The sequence below is a fragment of the Mesorhizobium sp. M1A.T.Ca.IN.004.03.1.1 genome (assembly GCF_003997555.1).
Lineage (GTDB): Bacteria > Pseudomonadota > Alphaproteobacteria > Rhizobiales > Rhizobiaceae > Mesorhizobium.
Genome location: NZ_RZTV01000011.1, coordinates 107795 through 123321, shown reverse-complemented (window position 1 = coordinate 123321; position 15527 = coordinate 107795). Strand labels below are relative to the sequence as shown.

The window sequence follows — 15527 nt, the reverse complement described above, 5'->3', positions numbered from 1 at the left end:
TGACCCGGATGACGCAAGCAAGCGGATATCCCAATCCTTTGTGGCACCGCAAGGCGTTGACCAGCGGGAGCTAAGCCACGGCGGCGACGCCAACGACGTAGTTCTTGCCATAGGCCGCTGCGCATTTTGGGCAGGTCGTATAAAAGAAATACACGTCGCTGGCTTTGGGATTGCGCTGGCGCGCGAGTTGAAGCATTTCCTCATGCCAGCCCCTCACCTGCTCGAACGCCCCTTCGAAAACCCTGGTGATGAAGTCGCCCGTCAGCGTTGTCATTTCCTCCTCGGGCACCACCTTCGATATCGAAAAAAGGTGTTCGGTTTTCCAGGGCGAGAGATCGCGGCTGAGGACGATGAACTGACCTTCGGCCGAGGCGCCGGCCTCGTCGATGTGCTCGTTGACGCGCGCGAAAACGCTGCCCATGTTCACCGGAACATGCATGACGCTGTGGGTTGTCGCCCTGACGAACGGCTTGTCGGCGAAGTGCAGTTCCTGGTCGTCCCAGCCACCCGGGTTGAACCTAGGACAGCAACCAGTCGTGTTGACGCTGGCATCGTAGTGCGGTGTTTCGTTTGTCCGCATGACTGCCTCCTGATGTGAGCAGACGGCAGCAGAGCAGCCAAACACCTTGTCGACATTGATCGCGGTCAACACGCAGATGCGTCAATTGATGCGCATCAAAGCCGGTCGGCGATAAGAGAGCTATGTAAACCGGCCTGACACCCGGAGAAGACCATGGCTCACAAACAGGTATTGTTCCGCTCAGCGGCACGCGAAAAGATTCTTCGCGGCGCGACCCAACTAGCCGATGCAGTGCGGGTGACGCTCGGTCCACGTTCGAAGTCGGTTCTGATCGAAAGGAAATGGGGCGCGCCTATCGTCTGTAATGATGGGGTGACGATCGCCAAGGAATTCGACCTGAAGGACCCGGAAGAGAATCTCGGCGCGCGCATGTTGAGGCAGGCGGCCGAGAAGACAGGCGACATGGTCGGTGACGGAACGAGCACGTCAACGATCCTCGCTCATGCGATGTTTGCCGATGGCGTGCGCAACGTCGTTGCTGGTGCCAGCGCGATCGACATCAAGCGGGGACTCGACCGTGCAGCGAAGCGCGCAATCGAGACGCTCAAGCAGATATCGCGGCCTGTCTCGACGAGGCGCGAGAAGGAACAGGTGGCGACGATTTCCGCCCACAATGATCCTCTCATCGGTGAACTGATCGGTCAGGCGATGGAGAAGGTCGGCGGCGAAGGTGTCATCACGGTCGAGGAATCCAAGACCACCGAAACCGTCCTCGACGTGGTTGAAGGCATGCAGTTCGACCGCGGCTTCCTTTCTCCCTACTTCGCGACTGATACCGAAAAGATGGAAGCGGTGCTCGAAGACGCGCTCGTGCTTATCGTCGAAAAGAAGATCTCCACGCTCAACGACCTCATCAAGCTGCTCGAGGCCGTGGCGAAATCAGGTTCACCTTTGCTTGTGATCGCGGAGGACGTCGAGGGCGAGGCGCTTGCCACGCTCATCGTCAACCAGGTCCGCGGCACCTTCAAGAACTGCGCCGTGAAGGCGCCGGGCTTCGGCGACCGCCGCAAGGCCATGCTGCAGGACATTGCCGTCCTGACAGGCGGGCAGGTGATTTCTGAAGACCTGGGTCTCAAGCTCGAGAGCGTTGCAATGGCCCAGTTGGGGCGCGCCAAGCGCGTGGTTGTCGACAAGGACAACACCACGATCATCGGTGGCAGCGGCGACCAGAAGGCCATAAGAGGGCGCGTCGAGCAGATCAGGCGAGAGATCATCGATACGACCAGCGACTATGATCGCGAGAAGCTTCAGGAGCGGCTTGCCAAGCTCGCGGGCGGCGTGGCCGTCATCAGGGTGGGCGCACCGACCGAGGCCGAGATGAAGTCCAAGAAGGAGGCCCTCGACGACGCCATCAGCGCCACCAAGGCGGCTGTCGCGGAGGGCATCGTTCCTGGTGGCGGATTGGCGTTGCTCCGCTGCATTGGTGCTGTAACTGAGGAAGAAGCGCGTTGCGAAGGCGACGAGCGCACCGGCATCCAGATCCTGAAGCGCGCGCTCGAAGTGCCCGTGCGCCAGATCGCCGAGAATTCCGCCGTCGACGGCGGCGTGGTCATCGCCAGGATGATCGAAGGCAAGGGAAATTTTGGCTTCGATGCCGGCCGCAAGGAATATGTCGACCTGGTCGAAGCCGGCATCATCGATCCGACCAAGGTTGTCCGGATCGCTCTGGAGAACGCCGTCTCGGTCGCCAGCGTACTGCTCCTCACAGAAGCGACAATGACCGAGATTCCGGAGCCGGCCAAGGAGCGCACGCTTGAACCGGAAATGTCGATGTAGTCGGGGCGAATGACGCCGAATGACAGGAAGCGATAGCAGAGGCGCCACAACAGAGAACGGGAGTGCAGCATGGCACAGAGAATGGACAGGATCGAGGTCGGCATGGATCTCGCCGTAAGATGCCGCGTTACCGAGACCTGGCAAGATGATCTAGGCGACCAATGGGTCAAGGTCCTCATCGAGGGGTATGAAATGCCGGTCAAATTGAAGGCGGTCCACTTCTACCCCTTCGATGATCACGACGTTGCCCGCGCCTAGTACGACATCAATACCGGCCAGCGAAGATCCGAGACAACACTCTCAGGTACCTGCCCAGTTTTGGCAGCGCTGTTGCCTCGGCGAGACCGGAGTTCCACATGCAAGGCCGCGAGCGACAGGCGGAAAGTTCAGCGGTGCTGCCGCGCCCGGTGTTTACGGCTCGCGGGCTGAGCAAGGTCTACGGCTCGGGCGACTCGCAAGTGACCGCCCTGAAGAATGTCGATCTCGATATTCGCCAAGGCGAGTTCATCGTTCTTCTTGGGCCCTCCGGGTCGGGCAAGTCGACCCTTCTCAATATCCTTGGTGGACTGGACCCTCCAACGTCAGGCTCGGCAAAGTGGCATGATCACCAACTGACGGGAGCTGGTGACGATGAGCTAACGACGTACAGGCGCGAGCATGTCGGCTTCGTTTTCCAGTTCTACAATTTGATACCCAGCCTCAGTGTCGAGGAGAATGTGCGGCTGGTTGCGCAGATTGCCAGCGCTCCGATGAACCCCAAGGAGGCGCTCGAACTTGTCGGATTGTCACATCGCGCACGCCATTTCCCATCGCAGCTGTCAGGCGGGGAGCAGCAGCGCGTCGCCGTGGCACGCGCGATTGTAAAGCGACCCGACATCCTGCTTTGCGACGAGCCGACCGGCGCCCTCGATGTGGACACCGGCCGGCTGGTTCTTGCAGCGATCGCCAAGGTGAACGCGGAGCTCGGCACGACGACCATCGTGATCACCCACAACTCGGCCATCGCTGGAATGGCTGATCGCGTCCTGCGGCTTAGCGGTGGGCGCATCGTCGGGGAGGAACCGAATCCGAACCGCATCACCGCCGAGGACGTGCAATGGTGAACGTACTCGACATCAAGGTGCTGCGCGATCTCTGGTCGATGCGGCTTCAGGTTCTCAGCATCGCAATGCTCGTCGCCGCCGGCGTGGCCGTCTTCGTGATGTCCGTGTCGAATTACCGGGCGCTTGTTGGCGCCAAGGAGAGCCACTACCGCTACGAGCGCTTCGCCGACCTCTTTGCCGGCATGACGCGCGCGCCGCTGGTCATCGCCAACCGACTGCGTGAGATCGATGGGATCGGCATCGTCGAACCGCGGGTTGCGAAGCCGGTGCGGATAATTCGCGAGGACACGAACCTGCCGATCTCGGGCCGCATCATCTCGCTGCCAGCCGAGGGGCAGCCGCTGCTCAATCGTCTCCACCTAGTGCAAGGGCGCTGGCCCGACCCGTTGCATCCGGAAGAGGTCATCATCAACGCAGCCTATGCCGAGGCACGTGCCGTGCGGATGGGAGAATCCATTGACGTTGTCCTCAACGGGCGCCTGCAGGATTTTCGCGTCGTCGGTTCCGCCTTGTCGCCCGAGTTCGTTTTTGCCACGCGGAGCGCGGTGCCGCTTCCCGACGATCGGAACTACGTCGTGCTGTGGGCCGCCGAGGATGCGGTGGCCAGTGCGTTCGACATGAAAGGCGCATTCAACGACGTGGCGATGACGCTGGCCCCGAAGGCAAGTCTTGCGCCCGTGCTGGATGAGGTGGACCGCTTGCTGGCTCCATACGGGGGAACCGGAGCCTACGATCGCGGCGATCAGCCCTCGCACCGCTTTCTTGAAGACGAGTTGGCGGAGCAGGAGACATTGAGCATCTTCATGCCGTCCGTCTTCTTCGGCATCGCGGCGTTTCTGCTTAACGTCGTCATCGGCAGAATGGTCGAGGCGCAACGCGGACAGATCGCTTCGCTCAAGGCGTTGGGATTCACCAACGGCACCATCGCGCTTCACTACTTCAAGTTGGTCACGGCCATTGCGTTGCTGGGATCGGCCATAGGCCTCGTCCTGGGGTGCTGGTTCGCCATTGGCGTCGTGGGCAGCTATCGCGCCTTCTTCCGGTTTCCTTCGCTGGGGGCGCGGTTCGAGCCGTGGCTTCTCGTTGCCGCAACGCTGGTCAGCGTCGTCGCCGCGAACCTTGCGGCTGCGACATCGGTGTATCGAATAGCTGTGCTTCCACCCGCCGAAGCCATGCGACCCGCAACGCCGCCTGCTCTCCAGACCTTCGCGTGGCTCCAGACGACAGGGACCCGCGTCATTCCCCTGCAGTATATCATTGCGGCCCGCACAACGCTGGGCAGGCCGATCAGGACGCTGTTATCGACTATCGGCATCGCCCTTGCCATTCCACTTATCTTGTTCGGGCTCTACTGGTTCGACGCCATCGACTACATGATCGATGTCAGCTTCAGCAGGGTCGAGCGCGGCGACGTCTTTCTCACTTTTACCGAACCTGTTTCCACGGACGCACTGTACGAATTGATGGCGCTGCCCGGAGTGCTGAAAGCCGAAGCCCAAAGAGTCGTTCCTGTCAGATTGCGCACAGGGTACCGGACCTATCGCACGTCCGCCATCGGCCTCGATTCCGGCTCCGAGCTCAAGATTCCAAGGGACAAGGTGCTGCAGCCAATCTCCGTTCCGGCAGACGGGATCATGCTGAGCCGGCAGATCGCGAGCCAGCTCGATCTCCATGTGGGAGACACAGTGTCGATCGAGGTGCTCGAAGGCACCAGGCAGATCAGAGAAGTGGCAGTCCGCAGGATCTCCGACGACATTCTGGGATCGTCGGTGACCATGGACCGCAGCGCGCTCAATCACGTGATGAGGGAAGGTCCTGTTGCAAACGTCGCGGCCCTCAGGATTGACCCGGCTCAATCCGAACTGGCCTGGTCCAGGATAAAGTCGATGCCGAGGATCGAGGGAAGTTCGGTAAAGGCTCTCTGGTTGGCGCTATTCAACGACACGATCGGCGGAATGGTGCTGATCGGCGCGCTGATCCTGGCGGGGTTCGGAATGCTGATCGCGATAGGCGTAGTCTACAACAGCGCACGCATTGCCCTGCAGGAGCGCGCCTGGGAACTAGCCGGTCTGCGCATTATCGGGCTAACTCGGTACGAAGTGTCGGCAGTCGTTGTCAGCGAGCTTGTCGCCGAGCTTGTCGTGGCGATTCCATTGGGACTTCTGATCGGGCGCTACCTGATCGAGCTGATTGCCTCCGCGCGAGCGAGCCAGTCGTTCCAAATTCCCGCTGTGATCGATCCGAGCAGTTACGTCATAGCCTCGCTCCTGGTGATCGCCGCGGCCTTCGCCAGTTTCATCATGATCCACCGAAAGATCGATACGCTCGATCTGGTAGCCGTCCTCAAGACCCGAGACTGATCATGAAGCACCGGCCTGCCTCGTTCGTTGGTGGAGTGTTGCTGGTGTTGATCGCGGCGGCGGGCCTCTATTGGCTCCTCTTGCCGCAGCCGATACTTGTCGAGACCGCCGACGTCGTGACGACGACGTTTCAGGACACGATCGAAGAAGACGGCCGCACGCGCGTGCGCGATCGCTATATGGTGTCGGCGCCTTTGTCGGGTCGCGTCCAGCGGCTGATGCTGAAGGCCGGTGATGTCGTGCATACCGGGCAAAAACTGGCGACCATCACACCGCCTGTTTCTCCTTTGCTGGATTTACGAGTGCGACAAGAGCTCGAGGCCCAGGTCGGCGCGGCCGAGGCTGGTGTCGAAGAGGCCGAAGCGCTCCACGAGCAGGCGAAGGTCCTCTTGGCTCAGGCTGGCGCGGATCTCGATCGCACCAAGCAGCTTGCCCAGCGCAATGTGGCGGCCGTTGCGCAATTGGAAAGAGAGCAAGCGCTGTTTCAGTCCGCAAGCCGGCAGGCGGATGCCGCCGAGCGCCGCTCGCATGCCGCGACTCATGTCCTGGAACAGGCCCGCGCAGCACTTCAATCCGTCGGCAATCCAAATCCGGGTGAAGGTTTTTCGGTGCTGTCACCCATAGACGGACGCGTTCTCAGGGTCGAGCAGGAAAGCGAGAGCGTGGTCTCGATGGCGGCCCCTTTGGTCGAACTGGGGGATCCGGGCGACCTCGAAGTCGCGGTGGATGTGTTGACGACCGATGCCGCCCGTATAAGGCAGGGCGACAAGGCGACCATCGCGCGATGGGGCGGGCCTTCGGATTTGCAGGGCGTCGTGCGGCGTGTCGAGCCTTCCGGCTTCACCAAAATCTCCGCGCTCGGCGTGGAAGAACAGCGCGTCTGGGTCATCATCGACATAACCTCGCCGCGACAGACCTGGACCAGCCTCGGAGACGGTTACCGTGTCGAGGTCAATATCGTGGTCGAGCAGATTGGCGAGGCAACTGTCGTGCCGATGGGAGCACTGTTTCGGCGCGACGACGCATGGAACGTCTTCGTTGTGGATCAAGGCCGAGCACATCTTCGGGAGATCAAGGTTAGTCGGCTTTCGGCACGCGTTGCCGCCGTGGCCCAGGACATAAATCCCGGTGACATCGTCGTCGTCTACCCGCCCTCTGCGCTTGCCGACGGGAGCAAGATCAGGGTCAAGTAAGAGCTGACTTCAGCGCATCCCAAAGATGGCTTGGGGACGAGATCGAGATGGCTATTCCCCGATAATTGTTGGCAACCCAGCGTCACCTTTCACTTCCTCGCGCGTTCGCTCGCGGCCATTGTTTTGGGACAGAGCAATGCGAGGTCATTCCCGTTACTTGTGACTGCCACTTCTCTCGCCCACAGCCCATATCTCGACAAGCAGCAACGTCACCGTAACGGCCAGCGAGCCAAGTATGAACCCCGGCGGCCCGAACAGGGCGAGTCCACCTATCATCGATATGAACGCGGGAATGGTGTGAAGCCTCAACTGGTTTCCGACCAACATCGGGCGAAGGACATTGTCGATGCCGCCTACAACAATGCCGCCCCAGCCTGTGAGGATGAGGGCCTTACCCCAATCGCCATCAAGCGCGAGCAGGACTGCTGCCGGTATCCATACGATGAAAGAACCCAACACCGGGACGACGGAAAGCAGGCTCATCACCACGCCCCACAGAAGGGGCGTCGACAATCCGAGGATCCAGAACATCAGACCGCCCAAAGAACCCTGAACGGCCGCGACGGCCAGCGTCCCGTAGACCGTGGCGTGCACGGTGTCGAACACCCGCTGAAACAGTCGCTCGGTGTCGATGCTCTCCAGCGGCATCCAATCGCGGGACAGGCGTGCGACTGCGGTCCGATCACGCAGGAAATAGAACAGCATGTAGAACGTCAGGAAGACTTCAGCTACCTGCAACACCGAGCCCTTGACGAATGTCGCACCGGCATTGCTCAGCCATGTTGCGAGGCTCGCCATCATCGAGGGCAGATCGACCTGTTGATCTATCCACCTTCCGATGGGTGCGATACCGGGATGGGTTTCGAGGAGACGTTGGATCTCCCCATCAGCCACCCGAGTTCGGACGGAGGCTGCCCCGGAAGCAGCTTCCTCGACCAAACGCTCTACCAGGAAAGCTGCCGGAACGGCGACGAGCAGCACTATCGTCAAAACCGAAACCATCGCCGCAAGGTTGGGATGCTTCAACTTCGTCTCGATCCAGGCATGGAAAGGGGCAAAGAGGATTGCCAGTGACAGAGCCCACGTGATCGCGCCCAAGAATGGCAGGGCCAGAAGAACGCATACGACAATCCCAACGATCACTGCGGCGGCTAGCACCGCCGTGCCCGCGCGGCTGCGGCGAACCAGAGGATCGTCGTCGCTCATGTTGCCAACACCGAAACGGCTCGTGCGGGCGTTTCCTTCACGTTCCACCTTGTTGCCAACCAACTCTTCTCCAACTGACGACTGGTAGTGGACTGGCTCATTGAATCGGCGCTAGGCCTTCAGTTGCTGCCTCCAGAGTGGCTTCAGCAACTCCAGGATTGCCAGCACGGCAAATCCCGCGGCAATTGTTACCGCCAGATCGTTAAGATGCAGCGGTCCGAAGCGGAAGAGACTGGTGGCAAACGGCCAAAGAAGCGTGCCGCCCAGCATTGAAGCAACGGCCACGACAACAATCATCAGCGACCGGTTCGGCCTGTTAAGCGCGGTCAAAAGGGATGCGCTGAACGAGCGGTTGACAAAAATCAGTCCCACGATGCTCAGCACCAGCGAGAAAAAGGTCAGCGCCCGGATTTCGTTCTCGGCCATGCCCTGCTTCAGGGCGACAAGGTAGATGCCCGCGAGGAGCGCGAAGGTGAGCGTCCCCTGGATCAGTCCCCACCCGATCAACGCCCCGGAGAAAAGTGGCGTATCCGGATTGCGGGGCGGACGGCGCATGACATCGTCTTCTTCCCTTTCAGCCTCGAAGACCAGTGAGCAGACGGGATCGATCACCATCTCCAGAAAGGCGATATGGATCGGCCCGAACAGGATTGGCAGGCCAAAAAGCAAAGGCAGCAGCGAGAGACCCGCGATCGGCACATGGACCGCGAAGATGAACCCCACGGCCTTGCGCAGATTGTCGAAGATGCGGCGGCCAAGCCGAACGGCTTTGACGATCGAGCCAAAATCGTCGTCGAGCAGGACGATCGAAGACGCCTCGCGCGCAACGTCGGTGCCACGCCCACCCATGGCAATCCCAATATTTGCTGCCTTGAGGGACGAGGCATCATTGACCCCGTCGCCGGTCATGGCAACGATTTCACCGCTCGACTTCAGCGCGCTCACGATGCGAAGTTTCTGTTCGGGCATGATGCGCGCGAACACGGTTGCGGTTTTTACACGCATTGCCAGCTCGTCGTCACCGAGCGCTTGCATCTGACTGCCGGTCACCACGCTTTCGGCATCGAGGCCAGCCTGACGCGCGATCACCTTGGCGGTTGCCGGGTAGTCGCCGGTGATCATCATCACCCTGATGCCGGCGGAACGACAGTCGCCCACGGCTTCGGGAACCCGTGCGCGCAACGGATCCATCAGGCCGACCAGCCCGAGAAATTCGAAGTTGAAATCATGTTGCGTATCCGGCAAGTCGGCGCCGCGATGAAAAGCGCGGGCCACGCCAAGCACCCGTAACCCCTCGGCCGCCATGGCTTCGACCAAGCCCTGCAAGACCATCAGGTCTCTGGCACTCAGATGGCACAGCGTCGCGATCGCTTCTGGCGCACCTTTTGCCGCAACCAGCGAATTGCCATCGCCGCCTGTCGACCGCCAATCATTCGACATTGCCAGCAGGCCGGGTCGAAGCGGATATGCGTGAACCAGTTCCCAATCCGGCTTGTCCAGAACTCTGTGCTTGCGCAGCCGTTCCTTGCCGAGTTTGTGAAATGCGATTTCCATGGGGTCGAAAGGGATCCGCGCGCTGGCGAGCACGCCAGCCTCGACCATATCGGCGAATGCCGCCGGCAGGTCGGTCTCCGGATGGTCGGCCAGCCGCAACCGCCTTCCGTCCGCCGACCGCAGTTCGGCGATGGTCATCCGGTTCTCTGTAAGGGTTCCTGTCTTGTCGGTGCAAAGGATCGTGGCGGAGCCGAGCGTTTCAATCGCGGCGGCCCTGCGGGTCAGGACGCGCGCCTGCGAAATGCGCCACGCTCCCATGGCCATGAAGATCGTGAGCACTACGGGAAATTCTTCCGGCAGCATGGACATGCCGAGCGCGATACCTGCAAGCACGGCGTCAAGCCAACCGCCTCGCAGAAGCCCGTAAAGCAAGACCGCGACGACGCTGACTGCACCGCCGACCATCGCGAGAATGCGTACGACGCGCCTCATTTGTCCCTGCAATCGCGGCGGCTCTGCCTCCATTGAACTCAGCGAGTATCCGATCTTGCCAATTTCACTTCGTGGCCCAGTCGCAAGGACTTCGCCAATCCCTGAACCGCGAACGATCAGCGAACCCGAGAATAAGAAGGGCAGGTCGTCACCGCCTGGCCGACGCTCGATCGTTGGCGAGCCGCCGTCGGTGGCAATCTTTCGGACCGGTACGGATTCGCCTGTCAGCAGGGATTCGTCGCTCTGAAGATCCTGGCTTTGGAGAAGCTTGGCGTCGGCAGGGACCCGGTCACCTTCGCCGAGCACGACGAGATCTCCCCGAACGACCTCACGGCCCGCTATCCGCTTGCGTTCACCAGCACGTATGACCAGGGCGCGAGGACTGGTGAGGTCACGCAATGCTTCAAGGACGCGCTCGGTGCGCGTCTCCTGGATGATGGTTATGCCGATCGACATCGTGCCAAATGCCAGCAGGATCAGCGCTTCCTCCAGGTTGCCCAGAAGCAGATAGACGAAGCCTCCACCGAGCAGGAGGGCCAGCATCGGTTCGCGAATGACCTCAAGGGCTATTCTAAATGGCGTGCGCCGGCTGGACCTGGGCAACTCGTTCGGCCCCTCGGCGAGAAGCCTGGCCTGAGCCTCGGTTTCGCTGAGGCCGCGCAGGCGTTCTCCAATCTCCGAATCGCCGGCCCCACTTTGCGTTTTCTCGATACAGGGGGCTCCCATCAACTGCTGCATCTAATCGCCCCGGGCAGTGAGTGCTCGCTGCATTTGCCTGATGATCTTGGCTCGACCGCGTTCGTCCGCCGCCGAGTTGACGGCCTCGCTCACGTCCAGCAAGAGCTTGGAGAGATCGTTGTGCCAGTCAAGACGGCCGACACTCTCCGGCTTCAGCCTGCGAGCATGGTTGATCTCGATTGGCACGCAGCCCGCCGGGCTCAATCGAAAGGCGTCATCAAGCTGTGGCTTGATGATCCTGTCCCCCGGAAAAGATCCCTTGAGGCGCTCTGCGAGGCCTGCAAGACCTTCGTCTTCGCTGTGGGTCAGGAACAGCGATTGCCCGACGGGGCCGCGAGCCATTATCCAATCCAAGAGCTCGGCTGCATCCGCATGAGCGGAGTATAGATCGAACAGGGTAACGTTTGCCCTCACTTCGATTTCCTCGCCCGCCCTGGATACGCACGCGCCGGGCGCCATCAAGCAATATTCTGCCCAGCGAACCCTGGACCTGATATCCAGCCATCATGACGGTGGCGTTCTTGCGCCAGAGGTTGGCCTTGAGATGATGGCGTATGCGCCCCGCATCGCACATGCCGCTTGCCGCTATCACCACGAAGAAGCCTGTCAGGCGATTGATCGCCTTGCTTTGCTCCACGGTATCGGTGAACCGCAATTCGGCGGAAATCAAAGCCTGACGCAAGACGTCGCCGTTCTCGATTTCATTGGCATGTCTCTGGAATATGGCGCTTGCGCGCGTGGCCAACGGCGAATCGACGAATATTGGGGCTCTGGGAACCTCGCCGGCTTGCATGAGCAGATGAAGGTCAACCAGCAATTCCTGCGTCCGCTCGACGGCGAAGGACGGAATGATCAAGGGACCGTTCGCCCGTGCGGCGCCGCGCACGACGTCGCCGAGCATCCAGCGTCGCCGGTCAGGCGAAACGTCGGGGCGATCCCGGCTGCCATAAGTCGCTTCGCAGACGAGATAGTCGACCGCGGAAGGACCCTGCGGGTCGGTCTGGAGCAGTTTGTGCCCCGGACCTATGTCGCCCGAAAACACGATGCGGATCGGCGAGCGCCCACCTCCATCAATTTCCAGCTCGACTGACGAGGAGCCGAGCAGATGGCCTGCGTTCCAGAAGCGGAAGCGGAGACCTTGGGCTGCGGTCGTCCAGTCGCCATACTCCGCAGCCCGAAACAGATGCATGCATGCGGCCGCATCTTCCTGACGGTAGATCGGTTCAACCAGCGGCCTGCCGCGCTGGGCGTTGCGGCGATTGAGATAGTCCACCTCCGTTTCCTGGATATGCGCGGCGTCCGGCAACATGACGGAGCAAAGATCGATCGTGGCGGCCGTCGCGTAGATCGGTCCGAGAAAGCCTAGCTTGACCAGCTTGGGCAGCAGACCGCTGTGATCGATATGCGCGTGGGTCAGGATGACCGCGTCGATCGCATCCGGCGAAAATGGGAATGCGCCGTAGTTCAGTTCCCTTTCGGATTTCGAACCCTGAAACAAGCCGCAATCGATCAGGAGGCGCCAATGTGGCGTTTCAATTTCGTAACATGACCCTGTCACGCAACGCGTCGCGCCATGGAAGCGCAAGACGGGATGCTGATCGCGATCCACGATCGTACACCTAATGCGACATCAAGACCGGCAAGCGCAGATCCGCCAGGATGCCTTCCGTAGCCCCACCAAGCACAAAGTCTCGAAGCCGGGAATGGCTCCATCCGCCCATGACGAGGAGGCTGCCATTGATCCTTATGGCATGGTCCTCGAGCGCGGCGCCGATTTCATTGTCCCCGGCGTGGATCGACTCCGACCTGGCCCGGAGACCCCGCGCCGCGAGGCCATGCGCCAGCCTATCGCCGGTATCTTCGCGCGGCAGCGCCTTCTCATCCGTCACCGTGATGATCGATATCGTCGATGCCCGCTCCAGGAACGGCCTGGCGTCGGCCACGGCCCTTGCAGCCACGCGGCTGCCGTCCCAGGCGATCACAACATGATCGAGCGCACCGACATCTTCGTCACCCGGAAAAATCAAAGTCGGCCGGCCGGAGCTGAACACTACCTCCTCCGCGGTCGCGCGGATTGACTCGATATTGCGCGTCCATCCGACCATGCAGAGGTCAAAATACCGCCCTTCCCTGGCGGCCGTTTCGCGCATGAAGGCGGGCTGGGCTTTCAACTCCTGGCTCGTCAAGGTCACTTTGCATCGCGCAGCTTCGGCCGCGACTGTCTCCAGCAGGGCCTTGCCCCGATTCCTGCTGGCCGCGTTGGCCTCGCGGATCTTCGCGGGGAGGTCGAGCAACAAGCTGGACAATGCGTTCGAGACATCCGGAATGTCGACGTTGATGACCGCCGCATCCAGGGTGGCGCCGAGTTGGTTGGCCACGGCCACCGCGTTCGAAGCAACCTTCGACCCCGGCGGGTCCGGATAAGTCGGCAGGAGCACGGATGTTAACAGTTGCATGGAGTTATCTCCTTCAAGGTGCAGGGACGTAGACTGCCGCAGCCTTTCAGTTCGACAGCAGCCTGTGGAACGAGCCCGAGCTGAGCAAGGATCGCGTCGCGCCGCCAAATGCCCATTCGCGGAACCGGCTATGGCCATAACCGCCGGCCACGATGAGATCGGCCCCGATGCGATCGGCCTCGACGATGATCGAGTCGCCGACCGAGATCCCTCCGCCCTCAAGCAGCTGGGATCTCGCCTTGACGCCATGCTTCATCAAGAAGCGCACTACGTCCGCCGCGCCATCCCTGGCGACGACCGTTCCGTCCTCAGCCGCGTTGAAAACGGTCACTTCCTTGGCATTGCGCAGGAAGGGCATCGCATCAACCACTGCCCGCCGCGATTCGCGGCAATCCTTCCAGGCGACCATCGCCCTCTCGCCCTTGAAGGCTGCAAGGCCGTCGGCCGCAAACAGAACAGGTCTGCCCGTGGACAACACCAACGCGCCAGGGTTTATGGTTCTTTGGTAGTCGCCGGCGGCAGCCGCAGTCGGAGCGCCGGTAATCACCAGATCGGCCGCGCGCGCGTGCAGGGCAACGGCGCGCGTAGGATCATTGAGTTCCGCGCGCCATGACGCGCGCTCGTCGTTGCCGACGACGTTGAGGAACTCCTCCTTGAGCTTCTTGATGCGCTCCTCGATTTCGTGGGTTCGGTAACGCAGAACCTCTGCCACCAACGGGGAGGATTCGCTAGGCGAGACCAGAGTGGAGGGTTCGGCAGCGGCCACCGCGATGAGATCCGCCTCGAATTTCTTCGCGATCTGCTGTGCAAAAAGCAGGCGTGGGGTGGCCGGAGCATCAATATCGAGCTGAACCAGTATCGTGGTGTAGATCATATCCGGACTCCATGAGAGACCGGTAGCTCAGCATGGGACAGAGCCCCGTGCTTTGATGCACGTCAACTTCTTCAGCCGGAGCATGACAGTCCGATGGCATCGAGGCCCGCCTCGAGATGATCGCCGAGAAGCGGATTGCCGCAGAGATAGTCGGCCGTGTGTCGGTTGTGAGCATAGGCGGCCTGCTGGCGAACCTCGTCCCAATCGACAGTCTGGCCGTCGTCCCTGCCAAGCCACGTCAAGGCGACGAGATCGATCTGCTCATCGACGGAGAGCTCCGAGATCAGCGACCCCAGTTCTTCGCGCACGGGGTCGTCATCATGATCCTGAAGCACAGCAATTTCATTGTCGTCCGTCGGATTCGATCCCGTGTCCGGCTCGGTGACGGCCACCTTGACGTCGAACCCATGTGCCTTGGCGATAATGAAGCAGACTTTCGCGACGGGGATCGTCAGTTCAGGTGCCTCGATATCGTCACTTCCCACTCCGCGTCTCATCGGACATTTCCTCCGTAGCTCGCCAGCATTATTCGCGTCGGTCCCGGGTGAATCGCAGCATCATCAGGAACAGATTGATGAAATCGAGGTATAGCGTCAGCGCCCCAATCAGCGCCTTGTTAGAAATCGCCTCGCTTTGGGCACGCTCCAAATAGACGGATTCGATCCGCTGCGTGTCATAGGCAGTCAAGGCCGCGAACAAGATCACCCCCACAAGCGATATTGCCGTCTCCAAGATGGATGACGCAAAGAGCAGACTGATGAAACCAGCCAGGATGAAGCCGACCAAGCCCATGAACAGAAACGAACCGAGACGCGTCAGATCGCGCGCGGTTGCGTATCCGTAGAGACTGGTGGCGCTGAAAGTGCCCGCGGCGGCGAGGAAGGCCTTCGCGATAGCCACATCGGAATAGGCAAGGAACACGCCCGAAAGAGATAGTCCCATGAGAACAGCATAGATCCAGAAAGCCAGCTGCGCGGCCGCGGGCCTCATCGTGCCGATACGGATACTGAGGAAAAAGACCACTCCAAGCGGTGCCAGCACGATCAGCCAGATAAACGGCGTCGCTGCGAGCTCGTGATAGAGATCCGTCGAGATCGCCAGATAGCTTGTGACCCCGCTGACTCCCAGTCCACCTGCCATGAGATCGTAGACCCGAAGCATGTAAGCTCGCAGGGCTGGATCGACGTCTTGGGGCGGGTAGCCGAGAATATCCGGGCTTCGGGCGTCACTGAACATTTGGCTGCTCCGTCAGCGC

12 protein-coding genes and 1 pseudogene are annotated in these 15527 nt (G+C 60.9%); 5 read left to right on the top strand and 8 right to left on the bottom strand.

Features of this window, described 5'->3' with window-relative positions; all coding sequences use genetic code 11:
- Positions 1–70: 70 nt before the first annotated feature.
- The gene (locus tag EOD29_RS26075; protein ID WP_245475435.1) at positions 71–649 is read right to left on the bottom strand and encodes a hydrolase; all 579 of its coding nucleotides are present in this window, start codon (positions 647–649) and stop codon (positions 71–73) included.
- 84 nt (positions 650–733) lie between these two features.
- Between EOD29_RS26075 and groL the strand changes: the two genes are divergently transcribed.
- From groL to EOD29_RS26050, 5 genes are all read left to right on the top strand, one after another.
- Entirely contained in the window at positions 734–2356 is a 1623-nt protein-coding gene (gene groL / locus EOD29_RS26070; protein ID WP_127248341.1) for a chaperonin GroEL, read from the top strand.
- 69 nt (positions 2357–2425) lie between these two features.
- Entirely contained in the window at positions 2426–2614 is a 189-nt protein-coding gene (locus EOD29_RS26065; protein WP_127248340.1) for a hypothetical protein, read from the top strand.
- Between the two features lie 98 nt (positions 2615–2712).
- On the top strand, positions 2713–3459 hold the full coding sequence (locus EOD29_RS26060; RefSeq protein WP_127248339.1) for an ABC transporter ATP-binding protein: 747 nt from the start codon (positions 2713–2715) through the stop codon (positions 3457–3459).
- The gene (locus EOD29_RS26055; protein ID WP_127248338.1) at positions 3453–5819 is read left to right on the top strand and encodes an ABC transporter permease; all 2367 of its coding nucleotides are present in this window, start codon (positions 3453–3455) and stop codon (positions 5817–5819) included. Before EOD29_RS26060 ends, EOD29_RS26055 begins: the two co-directional genes overlap by 7 nt.
- Positions 5820–5821: 2 nt before the next feature.
- Positions 5822–7012, top strand: a complete 1191-nt coding sequence (locus EOD29_RS26050) for an efflux RND transporter periplasmic adaptor subunit (protein WP_127248337.1) — start codon at positions 5822–5824, stop codon at positions 7010–7012.
- A 153-nt stretch (positions 7013–7165) separates the two neighbouring features.
- Here the strand turns inward: EOD29_RS26050 and EOD29_RS26045 are convergent, their stop codons facing one another.
- From EOD29_RS26045 to EOD29_RS26015, 7 genes and pseudogenes are all read right to left on the bottom strand, one after another.
- Positions 7166–8281 carry an AI-2E family transporter gene (locus tag EOD29_RS26045; protein WP_245475434.1) on the bottom strand — a complete coding sequence of 372 codons (1116 nt, stop codon included), beginning with the start codon at positions 8279–8281 and terminating at the stop codon, positions 7166–7168.
- A 48-nt stretch (positions 8282–8329) separates the two neighbouring features.
- Positions 8330–10942 (bottom strand): cation-translocating P-type ATPase, encoded by a 2613-nt coding sequence (locus tag EOD29_RS26040; RefSeq protein ID WP_245475433.1) that lies wholly within the window; start codon positions 10940–10942, stop codon positions 8330–8332.
- Positions 10943–12551 (bottom strand): annotated as a pseudogene (locus EOD29_RS26035) (MBL fold metallo-hydrolase). It abuts the gene before it with no gap.
- Between the two features lie 10 nt (positions 12552–12561).
- Entirely contained in the window at positions 12562–13320 is a 759-nt protein-coding gene (locus EOD29_RS26030; protein WP_245475432.1) for a universal stress protein, read from the bottom strand.
- Positions 13321–13444: 124 nt separating this feature from the next.
- Positions 13445–14272, bottom strand: a complete 828-nt coding sequence (locus tag EOD29_RS26025) for a universal stress protein (RefSeq protein WP_127248336.1) — start codon at positions 14270–14272, stop codon at positions 13445–13447.
- 71 nt (positions 14273–14343) lie between these two features.
- On the bottom strand, positions 14344–14769 hold the full coding sequence (locus tag EOD29_RS26020) for a DUF3775 domain-containing protein (protein WP_127248335.1): 426 nt from the start codon (positions 14767–14769) through the stop codon (positions 14344–14346).
- A gap of 28 nt (positions 14770–14797) precedes the next feature.
- The gene (locus tag EOD29_RS26015) at positions 14798–15508 is read right to left on the bottom strand and encodes a Bax inhibitor-1/YccA family protein (RefSeq protein ID WP_127248334.1); all 711 of its coding nucleotides are present in this window, start codon (positions 15506–15508) and stop codon (positions 14798–14800) included.
- Positions 15509–15527: the final 19 nt, after the last annotated feature.

Bases quoted from the DNA above. Each gene is read 5' to 3' on its own strand.
- EOD29_RS26050 (WP_127248337.1), top strand. From the start codon at position 5,822: ATGAAGCACCGGCCTGCCTCGTTCGTTGGTGGAGTGTTGCTGGTGTTG.
- groL (WP_127248341.1), top strand. From the start codon at position 734: ATGGCTCACAAACAGGTATTGTTCCGCTCAGCGGCACGCGAAAAGATT.
- EOD29_RS26065 (WP_127248340.1), top strand. From the start codon at position 2,426: ATGGCACAGAGAATGGACAGGATCGAGGTCGGCATGGATCTCGCCGTA.
- EOD29_RS26015 (WP_127248334.1), bottom strand. From the start codon at position 15,508: ATGTTCAGTGACGCCCGAAGCCCGGATATTCTCGGCTACCCGCCCCAA.
- EOD29_RS26020 (WP_127248335.1), bottom strand. From the start codon at position 14,769: ATGAGACGCGGAGTGGGAAGTGACGATATCGAGGCACCTGAACTGACG.
- EOD29_RS26060 (WP_127248339.1), top strand. From the start codon at position 2,713: ATGCAAGGCCGCGAGCGACAGGCGGAAAGTTCAGCGGTGCTGCCGCGC.
- EOD29_RS26040 (WP_245475433.1), bottom strand. From the start codon at position 10,942: ATGCAGCAGTTGATGGGAGCCCCCTGTATCGAGAAAACGCAAAGTGGG.
- EOD29_RS26025 (WP_127248336.1), bottom strand. From the start codon at position 14,272: ATGATCTACACCACGATACTGGTTCAGCTCGATATTGATGCTCCGGCC.
- EOD29_RS26055 (WP_127248338.1), top strand. From the start codon at position 3,453: ATGGTGAACGTACTCGACATCAAGGTGCTGCGCGATCTCTGGTCGATG.